Origin of the sequence: Roseivirga thermotolerans (assembly GCF_014653175.1) — a bacterium.
Lineage (GTDB): Bacteria > Bacteroidota > Bacteroidia > Cytophagales > Cyclobacteriaceae > Roseivirga > Roseivirga thermotolerans.
This window is the reverse complement of the sequence record NZ_BNAG01000003.1, coordinates 461,944-478,109: the sequence shown is the minus strand read 5'-3', so window position 1 is coordinate 478,109 and position 16,166 is coordinate 461,944. Positions and strand designations below refer to the sequence as shown.

Here is a 16,166-nt window from a genome sequence, read left to right as displayed (position 1 = left end):
GCCTGGTGGTAAGAATACCGCTATTGACCATAAATCGAGGCATTTCAACTATCACTCTTCCACCCACGCTTTTGCTCTTTCAACTGCCCGTGTCCAGTTGTGTTTTAATTTTTCTACGTCTTTTCCTGAAGGGCTAAAGTGCTTATCGGCTTTCCAGATGGCTCTGATCTCATCCATATTCTCCCAAAAGCCAACGGCCAATCCGGCCAAAAATGCCGCTCCCTGAGCGGTGGTCTCTACAATCTCCGGCCTAACAATATCCAGCCCGGTCACATCGCTCTGGATCTGCATTAATAAATCATTGGCCGATGCCCCTCCGTCTACCCGCAATTCCTTTAAGTCAATCCCCGAATCTAGCGCCATTGTAGTGATCACCTCCATACTTTGAAGAGCCAGAGCTTCCAGAGCGGCTCGGGCTATATGCCCTTTTTGAGTACCCCTGGTTAACCCAATCATTAGTCCCGTAGAATATTGGTCCCAATGGGGAGCACCCAGCCCCACAAAACCGGGTACAAAATATACTCCACCGTTGTCTTCTACACTGCGCGCCAGAGATTCTATCTCAGCCGAAGACTCCACAAAATGCACATTATCGCGGAGCCACTGCACAATGGCACCTCCAATAAAAATACTGCCTTCCAAAGCATAACTTACCTCTCCATTTACCTGCCAGGCTATGGTGGTAAGTAGTTTATGTTTAGAGGTTATAGCTTTTTTTCCGGTGTTCATTACTAAGAAACAGCCTGTACCATAAGTGTTTTTTACCATGCCCGGCTCAGTACACATTTGCCCAAAAAGGGCAGACTGTTGGTCTCCTGCAATACCGGCAATGGGTATTTCTGCTCCAAAGTGTTCTTTGGCGGTATGCCCATAGAGGTCGCTGCTCTGCTTCACTTCCGGCAACATGGCCTTAGGAATATCAAATAAGTCGAGTAGTTCATCGTCCCATGTCAAATTATGTATATTAAACAACATGGTGCGGCTGGCGTTACTAACATCGGTAGCATGCACCTTTCCGTTGGTCAACTTCCACAGCAACCAGGAGTCTACCGTACCAAAGGCTAACTCCCCGTTTTCTGCTCGTTCCAGGGCACCCTCCACCTGATCAAGAATCCAGCGAATTTTAGATGCAGAAAAATAGGCGTCAATCAACAAGCCCGTTTTTTGCTGAATGAGCTCGGCATGTCCTGCAGCCTTTAGCTCTTCGCAGTACCCTGCGGTTCGTCTGTCTTGCCATACTATGGCTTTATATATGGATTTGCCTGTTTTCCGGTCCCACACCAGGGTGGTTTCGCGCTGATTGGTAATACCAATTGCCGCAATATCCTGAGCCGATACTCCTTGTTTTTCCAGTACATCATTGATGGTAAACTTCTGTGTCTCCCATATCTCCAATGGGCTATGTTCTACCCAACCGGGCTTTGGGTAAAACTGTTGAAATTCACGCTGTGAGGTGCTCACAACTTGCCCCCTTTTATCGAAAAGTATGGCCCTTTCGCTGGTTGTACCGGCATCAATGGTAATGATATAGTCAGACATGGGAAGTTTTATTGATCAATTCCTAAATTATGATTTTAAATGATCTCAAGAAACCTATGAAACCACTCTTCAGCCTATCGTTTGTATTAATTTTCTTTATGTCTTGTAACACTGCCAGTCGCAGCCCAATAATTGAACACTATCAGTCGGAAGAAATGGCGGCTTTAGGCTTGCCCTTTAGCGATGCTGTTCGGGTAGATAACATGCTTTACCTTTCAGGAGTTATTGGTATGAAACCGGGCAAAATGGAGTTGGTTGAAGGCGGGCTGGAGGCAGAAGCACGACAAACCATGGAGAATATTAAAAAAGTGCTGGAAGCACATGGCAGCTCACTGGAACATGCCATTAAGTTCACAGTTTTTATAGATGATATTAATCGTTGGAGCGACTTCAACAAGGTTTATGTGGAGTACTTTCCCGGTAAAAAACCGGCCCGGTCAGCCTTTGGAGCCGAAGGTTTGGCCTTAGGCGCTTCTGTTGAGGTGGAGTGTATTGCGGTCATTGTGGACTAACTGTGCGTTAACCCACCCGAAACGTGAGCAATAAGGCAGAGAAAGTGAGGGGTATCAAAAAAAGAAGTTCGCTAGCCTAAGCCAAATTGCTGAGCTATAAAGTCAACAACTACAGCCCCCCTTTTCAATCAGGTTAAGATCTAACCCTTATAGCCTGCATTTTTTCCTTACGGTAAAACTCGCGGAAGCTAATCATGCGCTGCTCGGCTTCGTCCCAAAGCTTGTTGGTAATGAGCGTTAAACTTTGCCTAAAGTTGATAGTGGTGGTGTACTTATTCAACCATGGGTTCTCCTCAATACATTTCTTGAGATTGTAGTTGGGAATAAACGGGTTTAGATGATGCACATGGTGTATACCAATGTTTCCCGTTAGCCAATTGAACAATCGGGGAACCTTATAGTAAGTACTGCCTTTGAGTGCAGAGGTCACATAGTCCCAATTTTTCATCCACTGTTTGTAGGTATACTCATGTTGATGTTGCACATAAAAAAACCAGATGGCGATAATGGAAAACAACACCAATATGGTCAGGTGTACCAGCAGGAATTTTTCCCAGCCCAGTAAGAACCCAAAAAACACAAAGATGGCCAGCATTACAAAGTTGTTGAGCACCAACCACTTTTTGGCTTTCTGAAACATGGGTAGTTTAATAAAAGCAATGCGGTTATGAATAAAAAGGTAATACACCGGGCCAATCAAAAACATTACAATGGGCGATCTGTAAATTCTGTACTTCAGTCGGCCCCATCGACTCATTTGCTTAAATTCTTCAACAGTCATGGTGGTCACATCCCCTATATCTCTCATTTCTAACTGACCATTGTGCTTGTGGTGCACATTGTGCGACTTGGACCAGTAGTTGAATGGTATAGCGGAGAAATAACTGCATATGTAGCCAATGATTTTCTGAGCCTTTCGGTTTCTCAGGAAAGACTGATGACCGCAGTCGTGCTGAATGATGAAAATTCGAACCAGGAAAAAGGCATTAACTACTCCCAGCCCAAGGGTAATCCAATAACTGTAATCTAGGCTAATGTACATCAACGTCCAAAGGCCAAGAAAAGGTAAAAACGAATTGATGATTTGTATAGTAGCCTTGGCTTTATGTTCCTGTGCGTATTTTTTTAAAGCCAGAATCTTCTCTTTGGCTAGTACTATTCTTTCTGAAGGTGAATGCTGCATGAAACAGATGGTATTCTAAATTATTCTATGAGTTAGTAACACACAAATTTAATCAGTTCGTTCCTTAAATGCAGTAGTTTAAAATGCATTTCTGGTTATTATCCATTCTAAAAACGGTAGTTAGATCAATAACTTATGGCATGCGATGCCCCAAGAGTGCTCTCTTTCAAAGAAGTAGACCTTAGTCAGACAATAACTCCAAAAACTTGCCTAAAGCTTCATTTCGGTTCTGTTTATGCCAAACCGCCATCAGTTGCGTTCTTTGCCTCAGGTGGGCCAATGAAATAAACTCAATATCCAGGTTTACACCGCTTTGCAAAGCACTGGGCACAATAGCTACACCCAATCGCTTTTCTACCAAACGGAAAATGCTGTTGGCCTGAACTGACCGATGGGAGACCTTGGGCTCAAATCCATGATCGGTGAAAATACTCATGATGTTGTCGTAATACTCCTGACTGTAGTCATTCGAAAAAAGAATGAAATTTTCTTTTCTGAATTGCGTCAGGCTGGAAAAATTACTTCTGCTCACCGGATGTGTTTTCGACACTACCAGCGAAAAGGAATCTTCAAAAACCACTTGGGTTTCCAGCTCTTTCGGCACAGTAACTAAGCGCACAAAGGCAATATCGAGCTTATCATGCCTAAGGGCATCCAACTGGTCTCTATTGTTCAATTCCTGCAAAGAAGTATGAATTCCTGGGTGCTTCTGGTGAAGTTTTTCAAGCAAGTTGGGAATAATATTTTGCATAGCCGACCCCACAAAGCCAATCCGAACTTCTCCCTCCTCACCTTCCGCCTTCCGTTGCGTAGCCTCTACTACCTGCTCTAAATGATTAAGCATGTACTCCGCTTCGGTAAGTAAATATTCACCGGCTACCGTAAGCTTAACCCTTCGTTTGGTGCGCTCAAAAAGCTTCACCTTTAACTCCTCTTCCAACTGCTGAATTTGCTTGGTAAGAGCCGGTTGAGTGATGTACAGCTTCTCAGCAGCTTTGGCAAAATGCAACTCCTTACCCAGTGTGAGAAAATACCTTAAATGCCTTAATTCCATTAATCACTATTAGTTATTAAAACATAAAAATAAATCATTTTTAAGAATTAAGTGAAGAAGGTAATTTTGATTAAAACTTGATAAAAGTATTAGAAAGTCATGCCGGAAAAACAGACCATATCTTTTCAAATGGCCTATTTCATACGGTAGCTCAATCGATACTGAGATTCCGGGCAATTTCTTCTTTTGAAATTTCAAGAAGAAGATTTCCGGAATGACCGAAAGTAATCTGGAAAAACATGGAACATTTTAATTACGGAATTGACTTTCTCACTGTAGGAAAGGCACTTCAAATAGCAAAAGGGGAAACAAAAGGCACCTTGTCGGCATCATCGATCGAACAGGTTGAGAAGAGCGCTCAGGCCGTAGAAGATATTGTTTCCGGAGAACGAACCGTGTATGGCATCAATACAGGCTTTGGCCCACTGTGCACCACTAAAATATCGGCCAAAGACACCAGGGAACTTCAATACAACATTCTGAAAAGTCATAGTGTAGGCGTTGGCAAACCAATTGACCCCACCATTGCCCAACTCATGCTTATTCTTAAGGCCCACTCCCTGGCTCAAGGCTTTTCAGGTATCCAATTAAGCACTATTGAGCGCATTATTTGGCACATCGACAATCAAGCCATCCCGGTTGTTCCTGAGCAAGGCTCGGTAGGAGCTTCGGGCGATCTAGCTCCCCTTGCCCATCTTTTCCTCCCCTTAATTGGACTGGGCGAGGTATATTTTAAGGGTGAAAGAATGAGCACTGAGCGTCTTTTTCAGATTACCGGACTCCAACCCGTAGCTCTAGGTCCCAAAGAAGGTTTGGCCCTCATTAACGGTACCCAATTTATAGCTGCACATGCCGTAATGGTGGTAGACCGGCTGTACAACTGCCTGAGCCATGCCGATATCATAGGTGCAATGATGATTGAAGCACTAATGGGAAGTGCAAAACCGTTTAGCCCCAGACTTCATGAAATAAGACCTTTTAAGGGCAACCGGCACGTTGCGCATAGAATAAGAGTGCTATTGGAAGGATCGGAAATTCTAAATGCTCATATAAACTGTGGCCGTGTACAAGACCCCTACTCCTTGCGGTGTATACCCCAGGTGCATGGTTCCTCACGCAACGCTTGGCTGCACCTAAAAGAGCTGTTGGAAGTAGAACTCAATGCGGTAACAGACAACCCTATTATACTTAGTGCTGAAGAAACCATTAGTGGGGGAAACTTTCATGGTCAGCCAATGGCCCTGCCGCTGGACTATGCCGCTTTAGCGGCTGCTGAAATTGGCAACATTTCAGATCGAAGAATTTATCTGTCTCTGGAAGGTAAAGTAGAGGGCTTGCCTCAATTACTTATGAACGACACAGGCATAAACTCCGGTTTTATGCTTCCGCAATACACATCGGCTGCTTTGGTTTCAGAAAATAAAAGCCTGTGCTTTCCGGCCAGTGCCGACTCCATTCCAACCTCTCTTGGCCAAGAAGACCATGTGAGCATGGGCTCCATTAGTGGAAGAAAAGCACTACAGATTATAGGCAACCTGGAACAAATACTGGCCATAGAATTACTTTGTGCCGCTCAGGCCTTCGACTTCCGAAGACCACTCAGGTCGGGTCCTGCCTTAGAGGCCTGCCACGCCTATGTAAGAACCAAAATAGACCATGCCGACAAAGACCGCATCTTCGCAGACGATATTCAGAAGGCTCGTACCATTATTACAGAACGCAAGCTAATTGCATTGACGCAATCTGAAATGGCTCAGAAAGAAAGCCCATTCCATGTTGAATTTGAAAACTATTAAACCATCCGTCATGACTTTTCAAGAAGAAATATTGCAGGGAATTCCTTCTCAGCTGCCTGAAAATCCGACATTAGACGCTTCTGTAAACCGAGCCCCTAAGAGAAAAGAAATACTGAACGCTCCGGAGAAAAAGCTGGCACTGCAAAATGCCCTTCGCTATTTTCCTGAGGCATGGCACAAAACTCTGGCCACTGAGTTTCTGCAAGAGCTCAACCAATTCGGCCGTATTTACATGTACCGGTTTATGCCCAAACATGAGATTAAAGCCAGAAGCCTAAAGGAGTATCCGGGCAAATCGGACCAGGCCCGGGCCATCATGCTCATGATTCAGAACAACCTGGACCATCGGGTTGCCCAACACCCTTACGAACTCATTACCTATGGCGGCAATGGGGCAGTTTTCCAAAACTGGGCGCAATACCGGCTCACTATGCAATACCTGGCCGAAATGACCGATGAACAGACATTGGTTATGTACTCCGGTCACCCCATGGGACTTTTCCCCTCTTCCCAAAATGCCCCGCGAGTGGTAGTAACTAATGGTATGATGATTCCCAACTACTCCAAACCGGATGACTGGGAAAAATTCAATGCACTGGGCGTAACCCAGTATGGACAAATGACAGCCGGATCGTACATGTACATTGGCCCGCAAGGTATTGTGCACGGCACAACCATTACGGTGCTCAATGCAGCCCGTATGAAACGTCCCGATGGCAACTTTAGCGGATTACTGTTTGTGACTTCCGGTTTAGGAGGAATGAGCGGAGCCCAGCCCAAAGCCGCCAAAATTGCCGGACTCGTTTCAGTAACGGCAGAAGTTAACCCAAAGGCTGCGTACAAACGGCAGGAACAAGGCTGGGTAGATGTGGTTATTGATAGAATTGACCAACTAATTGCCCAGGTAGAAACAGCTAGAAAGAATGGCCAAAACACTTCATTTGCTTATCTGGGCAACATAGTTGAGGTTTGGGAGGGATTTCATGAGGCCGGTATAAAAATCGATATCGGGTCTGATCAAACCTCTTTGCACAATCCCTTTGCCGGAGGCTATTATCCCGTAGGCATGGACTATGAAGAAGCCAACAACCTAATGGCCAGCGGCCCTGAACAATTCAAAGAGGCCGTATACGCGAGTTTGCGAAGACATGCCGCTGCCATCAATAAACACACCTCCAATGGTACTTACTTCTTCGATTATGGCAATGCCTTCTTGCTAGAAGCCGGAAGAGCCGGGGCCGATGTGTTTAGTACATCAACGGCCGGAGAAGGAGTTGGAGGCGGAGGATATAAATACCCAAGTTATGTACAAGACATTATGGGACCGCTCTGTTTCGACTATGGCTTCGGGCCTTTCCGATGGGTATGTACTTCTGGCAAACCGGAAGATTTAGACAAAACCGATGCCATTGCCGCTAAGGTGCTACAACAAATGCTCAATGAAGCACCAGAAGAAATTAAACCACAACTCTCTGACAACCTTCACTGGGTTAAAGAGGCCAAGAAAAATAAGCTCGTTGTAGGCTCTCAGGCCAGAATTCTCTATGCCGATGCAGAAGGGCGCATGCGCATAGCTTCAGCATTTAATGAGGCCATTCGTAAAGGAGAAATTGGACCTGTGGTCTTAGGAAGAGATCATCACGATGTATCGGGTACCGACTCTCCATACCGCGAGACTTCCAATATTTATGACGGCTCGCAGTTTACGGCCGATATGGCCGTTCACAACTTTGTGGGCGATGCCTTTAGAGGAGCCACCTGGGTTTCGCTACACAATGGCGGTGGCGTTGGCTGGGGTGAAGTAATCAACGGAGGTTTTGGCATGCTACTCGATGGCAGTTCAGAAGCCGATGACAAACTAAAAAGCATGCTTTTTTGGGATGTAAACAACGGAATTGCCAGAAGAAACTGGGCCAGAAATCCACACGCAATGAGTACCATTGAAAGAGCCATGAAGGCCGAACCGAAACTAAAAGTTACTCAACCAAATTTAGTAGACAAGGAGTTGCTAAACGGACTCTTTGAGTAATTGCAGCAATGTATGTCAATGATGAAAAACGCCTTAATCCGACATTAGACTTTAAGCAGTATAACTACAAATTGCTGCCATTCTTAGATAAGAGAGTCGATTAATTGTAAATTAAAATCAGGTTTCATCTAATCATTGAGTTGTACGCAATTCGTATGCAACCAAACCCAAGCTTATGACAAAAACCTTTATCAATATTGGCCGGCTTATTCAGGTAAGAGAATCGGGCACTAACATATTAAGGGGTGCCATGATGGCCGATGTACCTACTATAGAAAATGCCTGGATGGCCGTAGAAAACGGTCTTATTTCCTCATACGGTTCAATGGATGATTTTGCTGCATCGGCTGCTACCGAAATCATAGACCTGAATGGCAGAATGGTTTGCCCCACATTTGTAGATTCGCACACTCACCTTGTTTTTGCCGAAGACCGGGATGAAGAATTTGTAATGAAAATCAAGGGCATGGACTACCAGTCGATTGCTGAAGCAGGTGGCGGCATACTCAACTCGGCCAGAAAACTGCAGAAAATGAGCCTTTCTGAGTTAACAGAACGGGCTTCTCTCAGGCTACAAGAAGCTATTGGTTCGGGAACCGGGGCTATTGAAATAAAAAGTGGCTATGGACTAAGCATGGAAGCAGAAATTAAAATGCTGCAAGTAGTAAATCAACTGGCACAACAGTTCCCTATTCCCATTAAAGCCACCTTTTTGGGCGCCCATGCCTTTCCCGATAAGGACAAGGAAAAATACATGAGTAGCCTAATTCAAGAAATGTTACCCGAAATATACTCCCAGCAATTGGCCGACTATATTGATTGTTTTTGCGAAGAAGGATACTATACTGTAGAGCAAATGTCCAGAATTCTGGAGGCAGGAGAAAAATTTGACCTTAGAGCCAAGGTTCATGTCAACCAATTCAATTCAATCGGAGGTATAGAAAAGGCTATAGAATACAACGCCTTAACAGTAGACCATCTGGAGGTTTTGAGCGAAAGCGAAATCAACCTACTCAAAGATTCAGACACCATACCGGTTGCCTTGCCCGGCTGCTCCTTCTTTATCCGAATTCCCTACACGCCAGGTCGCAAAATTATTGATAGCGGTTTGCCACTTGTCATCGCTTCCGATTTTAATCCGGGTTCCGCGCCCTCTTTCAACCTAAGCCTGGCCAATAGCCTGGCCGCAGTAAACATGGGACTTCTCCCCGAAGAGGCCTTCAATGCCACAACCTACAATGCTGCCTACGCTCTGGAATTGGAAAACGAAGTTGGTAGTATTACTGAAGGAAAAAGAGCCAATTTTATAGTGGCCAAAGCGGGTAAAAATCTCAACTCCATCAGCTATAATTTTGGTGTTGACTGGATAGACAGGGTATATATTAACGGGGAGCTTTTTAGTAAACCTACAATCTAGCACCAATGAAAAGACCTCTCAAAAATCCATGCCCGGTTACTCAATACTTTGGTTCGGGGCAAGCAATGCTTTTAAGAGGTCTTCTTCTAGCCATGCTGTACACAATAACTAAAACCCGGTACAGCCAATAATCTAATCAGGAATTTAGAGCTTTAATACCTCAAACTACTTCTCCTCGCTGGCATCAGATTTAGACACATGCTTGAGTTCTTCTTCAATGGCCTTCTTTTCATCTTCTTTAGACATTGGGGCGGCAGGCTTGTAGTTCTCCAACTCCTTTTTAATTGAATCATATAACTCTTCTCCTACATGCTCAGGGGCCTGGGCTTCTTTCAACTGATCTTCTACACTTGGGGAGGCAACCTTATCTGGAGCATTTTCCAGGCTCTTTAAAAACTCATCTTTCAGTTCCTGGGTAGGTAAGCTTTCAAGTATAAAACTCTTATTTTCTATTAAACTTTGCTTAATCGCCATAATTGTGGTGTTTTCGCGTTGAACATAAATTTCTCATAAGTTAAGGTATTCTTTAGTGCTTTCCCAAACCAGCCCAAATCAAAAGCCAGACAGCATTTTACATTATAAAATCGGACTCAATTAGGGGTTATATGGCAAATAGATTGTCTTAACGGTAAGACGGCCGTCTCATATTTTTTCTACTGATAGTTATGGAAACACTAAAGCTTGTGCATCTCAACTATCAGGAACCCCTAACTAAAGACAAAATTTATGAGACACATTGCATTTTTAACCCTCATGGGCCTATTGGCTTGCTCCGTTCAGGCACAAACCCAAATAACCTCCACTATTGAGTCGGTTAAGGTATTTACTCAGGGAGCAGAGATTTACAGAAAAGCTCAGGTTAACCTCGTAAAAGGCACGCAAAAAATTGAACTCACTCAATTGAGCGGACAATTAGACCCAAGCACCATCCAGATATCAGCCGAAGGCATAACCATACTTTCAGTGAGGCATGAAATGGACTTTCTCGACAAAAAGACACCTGAGGCAATAGAAAATTTATGGAAGAAAAGACACCGCCTGTCCGACTCTATAGAAGTACTTAACATGCAACTGGCAATACTTAAAAACGAAGCGGAAATCCTCAACAAGAACACCAAAGTCATTGGTAGTCAAGGCATCTCGGGCCGGGACTATCAGAGCGCTATAGAATACTTCTCAACCAAACTTAAAACCAATGCCCAACATATATTTTCAACCCAAAAAGCCATTGAAAACCTAACCGGAGAAGTGGAATCAATTACCAACCAAATAGCTGCAAATAGTGGCACTAAGGAGCGCCCTACCTCCAAAATTCTACTCACCATTAAATCTGAAAAAGCTCAAAAAACATGGCTTTCCATAAGCTATTCGACACTTGAGGCTGGTTGGATACCCTCTTATGACATTCGAGCCAAAAGTGTAAACTCCCCACTCCAAATCACCTACAAAGCCAAGGTATTTCAGAATAGTGGCGTAGACTGGAAGAACGTTAAACTTACCCTGAGCTCAGGCGATATAGCGTCTACAGGAACTGCTCCGCAACTCTTTCCCTATTACATTGGTGGACAAAACCATGTGCCATCAGGCTTGGCAAACGGAGACATAACCGGCCAGGTATTCGATGCTTCTGACGGGCTCCCATTACCTCAAGCTCTGGTAATGGTAAAGGGCACAACCATTGGAACCACAACCGACAGCAACGGCTTCTTCTCGCTCCAGGTACCCAACGGCTCCTCAACTCTAATAGTTAGGCTTTTGGGCTTTACTACCCGTGAGGTACAAATATCCGATTCACCAATTAAGATACTGTTGGACCCGGAAGAATTAAGCCTTAATGAAGTGGTTGTGACTGGCTATGCGGCAGAACAAAAACAAATGAAAACAGGAGCATCTGCGGCTCTTCAGGGTAATGTGGCAGGAATAAGAGTGAGAGGCGCTTCCAGTTTAACTAAAAAATCGGACCCCATACCTATCAATGTCATCAATTATGAAACAACCTTTGCTTACGATATAGAACTTCCATACGATATACCTACTTCAGGTATTCCTGAAACTGTAGAAATACAAACCAAAGAAATAGATGCAGAGTACCTCTACTCTACCAGCCCCAAAATAAGAGCCAACGCCTATTTGGTGGCCCAAGTAGCCAATTGGCAAGACCTTAAACTGCTGGATGGTGAATCAAATCTATACTTTGAAAACAGCTTTGTTGGCAAATCCATTATTGACACCAACCTTGGCTCTGACACCCTGTCTCTTTCGCTCGGCAAAGACGAAGGAATTATTGTGAACAGGCAGCGTCTCAAGCAGTTCGAAAAACACAAGCTCTTTGGAAATAGAAAGCGGGAAGAAAGAAAATATCTCATTACAGTGGTTAACACTAAGCAAAGCATAGTTTCGATTAGCATTTACGATCAAATTCCGCTTTCTGCCCTAAGCTCAGTAAAAGTGAGAATTACCAATTTAACCGATGGAATTTACAATGAAAAAACAGGCTTGGTAAGTTGGAAGATCACTCTTCAACCGGGCGAAAAGCGCGAGATAGAATTTGCCTACGAAATAGACTGCCCAAGTCACATTAAGCTCAGTACCGATCTTTGATTAATGGGTTGTTCGGTTAAAAATGAGCCGAACAACCCTCCAACACATTCCAATAACTTAACAAGTGTTTTTTTCTTATTTTGGTTGATATCAACCACAACAAAAAATGTCTGTAAGAAAATACACCCTCCTTCTAGCCCTAACCTGCTACAGTGTACTAGCCTTTGGCCAAAAGAAATATAGCCCAAAGCAAATTAGTAAACTAAAAAACGAAGTGGCCCAGTTGGTAGAACAAAACCATAAACAAACCCAGGTCATGATCGATAAAATCTTCAGCTTTGCTGAATTGGGCTTTCAGGAGTTCGAATCGTCCCGATATCTGACCGGTATTCTTAAAGAAAATGGGTTTGAAATTGTGGAGTCAGTTTCAGGAATCCCTACGGCCTGGTTTGCCACATGGAGCAACGGGGAAGGCCCTACCATAGCTCTTGGTAGCGATGTAGACTGTATTCCCAAAGCCTCTCAATACCCTGGCGTGGCCTATCACAAACCCATGGTAGAAGGAGCTCCCGGCCATGGTGAAGGGCACAATGCAGGTATTCCTCTCAATATTACTGCTGCTCTGGCTGTAAAACAGGTTATGGAACGTGAAAATATTGGAGGAACATTAGTGTTGTGGCCAGGAATTGCCGAAGAACTCGTAGCCGCAAAAGCCTGGTATACCCGCGATGGTCTCTTCGATAACATCGACCTGTGCATATTCACTCATGTGAGCAGCAACCTTTCCGTTTCTTACGGACAAGCCTCTGGTACAGGACTTATTTCAGTAGAATATACTTTTGAGGGAGAAGCCGCTCATGGAGCCGGTGCACCATGGAGAGGCCGATCGGCCCTCGATGCTGTAGAATTAATGAATGTAGGTTGGAATTACAAACGTGAGCACTTACACCCTCTAAAACGATCCCACTCCATTATAACCGATGGAGGTGATCAGCCCAATGTAGTACCCTCGAAAGCATCCATCTGGTACTACTTTCGCGATGTGACCTACGAAGGTATTATGGAAATGTATGAAGCCGCCAACAACATTGCCAAAGGAGCTGCACTGATGACCGACACCGAGATGAGCTCCAGAATCTTGGGAACAGCCTGGCCTAGACACTTCAACAAAGTAATAGCCGAAACCATGTACGAAAACATTAAGCAGGTGGGACTTCCTGTATGGGACGAAAAAGACCAAACGCTGGCCAGAGCCGTACAGCGAGAGGTTGGCTCAAACCCGCGAGGCCTAAGCACTACGTTGTCTGATTTGGGGCTTCCGGTAAAGTCTCCCGTAAGCGGTGGCTCAGACGATATTGGCGATGTAAGCTGGAAAGTACCTACCGTAACACTTCGCTTTCCTTCTAATATTCCCGGCCTACAAGGACACCACTGGAGCAATGCCATAGCAATGGCCACTCCGATTGCACACAAAGGAGCAACTGCCGGAGCAAAGGTAGAGGCCATGACCATTATTGACTTTCTGCTAAATCCGGAGCTGGTCGATCAGGCCTGGGATTACTTCAACAACGTGCAAAGCAAAGAAACTCAATACAAACCCATGATTGGGGCCGATGATCTTCCGCCTGTTTATCTGAACAAGAAAATCATGGATGAATTTAGACCCCAACTGGAAAAGTTTTACTATGACGAAAAGCAATTCAATACTTATCTCGAACAACTGGGGGTAACATACCCTACCATTCAAAAAAAGGATTAAGATTTTATATCGTCTGAAGCCGTGAAGCTCTTTAATATGTATTTATTAAAGAGCTTCGCATTTTGAAACGATACACTTCAATGGAAATCATGCAGTTTTGCATCTCTAGATAAAAGCTTTCACGATCAATTCACCCCAAGATACTTTAGCCACTCCTCTGAAGTGAAGCCACTGAAGTTGCGCACAAACATAACATAGGAGGGCTTAAATGGCTTTTGAAAAAGGGGCATTCCGGCCTCTTCCGGGGTCTTATCACCTTTAACCGAATTGCAACGCTGGCATGCCGTTACCAAATTACTCCAAGATGACTTCCCTCCTCTAGACTTGGGCAGCACATGGTCTAGCGTAAGGTCTTTGCTCCTTCCACAATACTGACACTGTTGACCATCGCGCTTAAATATATTCTGCCTGTTGAGCAACACCCCTTTGTAGGGCATAAAGATATAACGTTGTAAACGGATGACAGATGGCATGGGAAAATCGGCATTGACACTGCGAAACTTATGTCCGGGAGCATCATGAACCAACTCGGCTTTTTCCAGGTAAAGAAGCAGGAACGCCCGTTCGGCCGAACAGACTGAGAGTGGCGAATAGTCCTGATTCAATACCAATACTCTCCTCATACTAGGTTATAATCCGTTTTAACTTAAAGAAATGATGTGTATAAGTATTTTGTTCTAAGTTTTTAATTCCCTTTTGGTCGAATACATCGATGCGAACCTTTCCTGATGCGTGAATGATTCTATCCGGTTCGGTAAGTAAACCTACATGGTTCATTTTACCGTTGCTATTCGTGAAAAAGGCTAAATCGCCCGCTTTTCTATCGGCAAAATCTACCTCCTTACCCTTTGCTATCTGTTGAGAAGAGTCGCGCGGCAAGGTGTAACCGGCTGTTCTGAATACCACTTGAGTAAAGCCGGAACAGTCTATACCAAACGGACTCCTTCCTCCCCATAAATAAGGACTGTTTAAATATTTTTCCGCATGGTTGAGCAAAGTGGCTACTCCCCACTTTTGGTGCATACTTTTGGCTGTACCGTTGAACGCCACATTTTCTTCTTCCTTAAATATAGGATTATTCAAAAGGGGTAGAATGGAGCCTGCTACGATATGATTGATTTGCTGTTTGAACAAAATCTTGGCAACCAGATCGGTGCATATCTTGTATTCTGTTTCACTAATCTGACGGTAATATTCTTTGGAAATCGAATGATGCTGCTTTCTGTCAATCCACCCTTCATAACTATCAAAGGCATTGACCACTTTAAGCCATTTGCGGTCTTCCGATTCTTCCAACACGGTATAGTGCTCACCAAAAAGCAACTGAGAGGTCAATTCAGCAGCATCTGCCGGCTCACCCCTTACAGGCACCATACTCAACCGGGTAACACCATAACCTAATGCTTCCATCAGAATTTCATTCGTTGTAAATCTCGTTTCACATCGCGCTCCTTAATGGAGTCACGCTTGTCGTGCAATTTTTTACCTTTGGCCAAGGCTATTTCTAATTTGGCAAAACCCCTCTCACTAATAAAAAGTCGGGTGGGCACAATAGACATCCCTTTCTCTTCCGTTTTAGAAAGTAGCTTTTCCAACTCCCGTTTATTGAGCAACAGTTTTCTCTCACGGGTTTGGTCGTGGTTATAATGAGACCCTTGGGCATAAGGCGAAATGTGCATCTGCTTTACCCACAATTCTCCCTTTTTAAAATAGCAGTAGGCATCGCTAAGTGTTGCCTTTCCCTCTCTGATCGATTTTATTTCCGTGCCCATCAGTTGCATTCCGGCCACATATTTATCAATCAGTTCATATTCAAAACTGGCTCTCCTGTTTTTTATATTAATACTGTTCGAAAACCTGTTCTTATCTTTTGCCATGCTCTTCTAAACTACTGAAAATCTTATTTATCTTTTGTTTTGGCAGTACTTTTTGTCCGGTACTCCCCTCGGCAATTACTCTGTCACCACACTTTACCACAACACCACAGAGCAATTCATTCTTTTCTAATTTATGGATAGTTGCCTGAAGGGTCAATTGGTTCCCTACAAGAGCCGGACTTTTGTGCTCAATGTGTACCATCGTACCAATACCTTCTTCATCTTCCTCTTTTAACTCCAGTACAAAAAGTCTACCCACCCACTCCATTTCTCTGGCTAGAGCAAAAGTAGAGCAAACCGGATGTACTACGCCCGATTCAAAACCGGCCACATCGGATGGCTTCACTGTGTATGTGTGTGTTTTGATATCTCCGGGTTTGAAAATATTCTTCATGATTCAACACTTATCAATATTCTGGCCTAACCAAGCAATAGACTACTGTAAAAACTAAAACGAAC

General features: G+C 44.1%; 14 protein-coding genes. 6 read left to right on the top strand and 8 right to left on the bottom strand.

From position 1 onward, the window contains the following. Positions 1-51: 51 nt before the first annotated feature. Positions 52-1,539: a glycerol kinase GlpK gene (glpK, locus tag IE164_RS12115; protein ID WP_189630494.1), complete on the bottom strand. Its 1,488-nt coding sequence runs from the start codon at positions 1,537-1,539 to the stop codon at positions 52-54. Positions 1,540-1,595: 56 nt separating this feature from the next. Between glpK and IE164_RS12110 the strand changes: the two genes are divergently transcribed. After that, entirely contained in the window at positions 1,596-2,051 is a 456-nt protein-coding gene (locus IE164_RS12110; RefSeq protein ID WP_189630493.1) for a RidA family protein, read from the top strand. Between the two features lie 133 nt (positions 2,052-2,184). Here the strand turns inward: IE164_RS12110 and IE164_RS12105 are convergent, their stop codons facing one another. Next, positions 2,185-3,234: a fatty acid desaturase gene (locus IE164_RS12105; RefSeq protein WP_189630492.1), complete on the bottom strand. Its 1,050-nt coding sequence runs from the start codon at positions 3,232-3,234 to the stop codon at positions 2,185-2,187. 181 nt (positions 3,235-3,415) lie between these two features. Beyond that, positions 3,416-4,288, bottom strand: a complete 873-nt coding sequence (locus IE164_RS12100) for a LysR family transcriptional regulator (RefSeq protein WP_189630491.1) — start codon at positions 4,286-4,288, stop codon at positions 3,416-3,418. 239 nt (positions 4,289-4,527) lie between these two features. Here IE164_RS12100 and hutH point away from each other — a divergent pair, with 239 nt between their 5' ends. The 3 genes from hutH (at position 4,528) to hutI (ending at position 9,530) form a co-directional block, all read left to right on the top strand. After that, entirely contained in the window at positions 4,528-6,084 is a 1,557-nt protein-coding gene (hutH, locus tag IE164_RS12095; RefSeq protein ID WP_189630490.1) for a histidine ammonia-lyase, read from the top strand. Positions 6,085-6,094: 10 nt separating this feature from the next. Beyond that, positions 6,095-8,113, top strand: coding sequence for a urocanate hydratase (hutU, locus tag IE164_RS12090; protein WP_189630489.1), 2,019 nt, complete (start codon positions 6,095-6,097; stop codon positions 8,111-8,113). A gap of 175 nt (positions 8,114-8,288) precedes the next feature. Continuing rightward, on the top strand, positions 8,289-9,530 hold the full coding sequence (hutI, locus tag IE164_RS12085; RefSeq protein WP_189630488.1) for an imidazolonepropionase: 1,242 nt from the start codon (positions 8,289-8,291) through the stop codon (positions 9,528-9,530). A 165-nt stretch (positions 9,531-9,695) separates the two neighbouring features. On the opposite strand, the gene IE164_RS12080 is transcribed toward hutI, so the two are convergent. Continuing rightward, positions 9,696-10,004 (bottom strand): hypothetical protein, encoded by a 309-nt coding sequence (locus IE164_RS12080; protein WP_189630487.1) that lies wholly within the window; start codon positions 10,002-10,004, stop codon positions 9,696-9,698. A gap of 252 nt (positions 10,005-10,256) precedes the next feature. Here IE164_RS12080 and IE164_RS12075 point away from each other — a divergent pair, with 252 nt between their 5' ends. After that, on the top strand, positions 10,257-12,131 hold the full coding sequence (locus IE164_RS12075; protein WP_189630486.1) for a mucoidy inhibitor MuiA family protein: 1,875 nt from the start codon (positions 10,257-10,259) through the stop codon (positions 12,129-12,131). A 106-nt stretch (positions 12,132-12,237) separates the two neighbouring features. Continuing rightward, the gene (locus IE164_RS12070) at positions 12,238-13,830 is read left to right on the top strand and encodes an amidohydrolase (protein ID WP_189630485.1); all 1,593 of its coding nucleotides are present in this window, start codon (positions 12,238-12,240) and stop codon (positions 13,828-13,830) included. A 125-nt stretch (positions 13,831-13,955) separates the two neighbouring features. On the opposite strand, the gene IE164_RS12065 is transcribed toward IE164_RS12070, so the two are convergent. The 4 genes from IE164_RS12065 to IE164_RS12050 are packed head-to-tail and all read right to left on the bottom strand — an operon-like array spanning position 13,956 to position 16,101. Further along, complete coding sequence (locus IE164_RS12065; protein ID WP_189630484.1) at positions 13,956-14,453, bottom strand: HNH endonuclease; 498 nt, start codon at positions 14,451-14,453, stop codon at positions 13,956-13,958. A 1-nt stretch (position 14,454) separates the two neighbouring features. Further along, positions 14,455-15,240, bottom strand: coding sequence for a C40 family peptidase (locus IE164_RS12060; RefSeq protein ID WP_189630483.1), 786 nt, complete (start codon positions 15,238-15,240; stop codon positions 14,455-14,457). Then, complete coding sequence (gene smpB, locus IE164_RS12055) at positions 15,240-15,707, bottom strand: SsrA-binding protein SmpB (protein ID WP_189630482.1); 468 nt, start codon at positions 15,705-15,707, stop codon at positions 15,240-15,242. The genes IE164_RS12060 and smpB overlap by 1 nt, the downstream gene beginning before the upstream one ends. Continuing rightward, positions 15,694-16,101: a thioesterase family protein gene (locus IE164_RS12050; protein WP_189630481.1), complete on the bottom strand. Its 408-nt coding sequence runs from the start codon at positions 16,099-16,101 to the stop codon at positions 15,694-15,696. Before IE164_RS12050 ends, smpB begins: the two co-directional genes overlap by 14 nt. Positions 16,102-16,166: the final 65 nt, after the last annotated feature.

Bases quoted from the DNA above. Each gene is read 5' to 3' on its own strand.
- IE164_RS12080 (WP_189630487.1), bottom strand. From the start codon at position 10,004: ATGGCGATTAAGCAAAGTTTAATAGAAAATAAGAGTTTTATACTTGAA.
- IE164_RS12050 (WP_189630481.1), bottom strand. From the start codon at position 16,101: ATGAAGAATATTTTCAAACCCGGAGATATCAAAACACACACATACACA.
- hutH (WP_189630490.1), top strand. From the start codon at position 4,528: ATGGAACATTTTAATTACGGAATTGACTTTCTCACTGTAGGAAAGGCA.
- hutI (WP_189630488.1), top strand. From the start codon at position 8,289: ATGACAAAAACCTTTATCAATATTGGCCGGCTTATTCAGGTAAGAGAA.
- hutU (WP_189630489.1), top strand. From the start codon at position 6,095: ATGACTTTTCAAGAAGAAATATTGCAGGGAATTCCTTCTCAGCTGCCT.
- IE164_RS12105 (WP_189630492.1), bottom strand. From the start codon at position 3,234: ATGCAGCATTCACCTTCAGAAAGAATAGTACTAGCCAAAGAGAAGATT.
- glpK (WP_189630494.1), bottom strand. From the start codon at position 1,539: ATGTCTGACTATATCATTACCATTGATGCCGGTACAACCAGCGAAAGG.
- IE164_RS12075 (WP_189630486.1), top strand. From the start codon at position 10,257: ATGAGACACATTGCATTTTTAACCCTCATGGGCCTATTGGCTTGCTCC.
- smpB (WP_189630482.1), bottom strand. From the start codon at position 15,707: ATGGCAAAAGATAAGAACAGGTTTTCGAACAGTATTAATATAAAAAAC.
- IE164_RS12060 (WP_189630483.1), bottom strand. From the start codon at position 15,240: ATGGAAGCATTAGGTTATGGTGTTACCCGGTTGAGTATGGTGCCTGTA.
- IE164_RS12110 (WP_189630493.1), top strand. From the start codon at position 1,596: ATGAAACCACTCTTCAGCCTATCGTTTGTATTAATTTTCTTTATGTCT.
- IE164_RS12070 (WP_189630485.1), top strand. From the start codon at position 12,238: ATGTCTGTAAGAAAATACACCCTCCTTCTAGCCCTAACCTGCTACAGT.
- IE164_RS12065 (WP_189630484.1), bottom strand. From the start codon at position 14,453: ATGAGGAGAGTATTGGTATTGAATCAGGACTATTCGCCACTCTCAGTC.
- IE164_RS12100 (WP_189630491.1), bottom strand. From the start codon at position 4,288: ATGGAATTAAGGCATTTAAGGTATTTTCTCACACTGGGTAAGGAGTTG.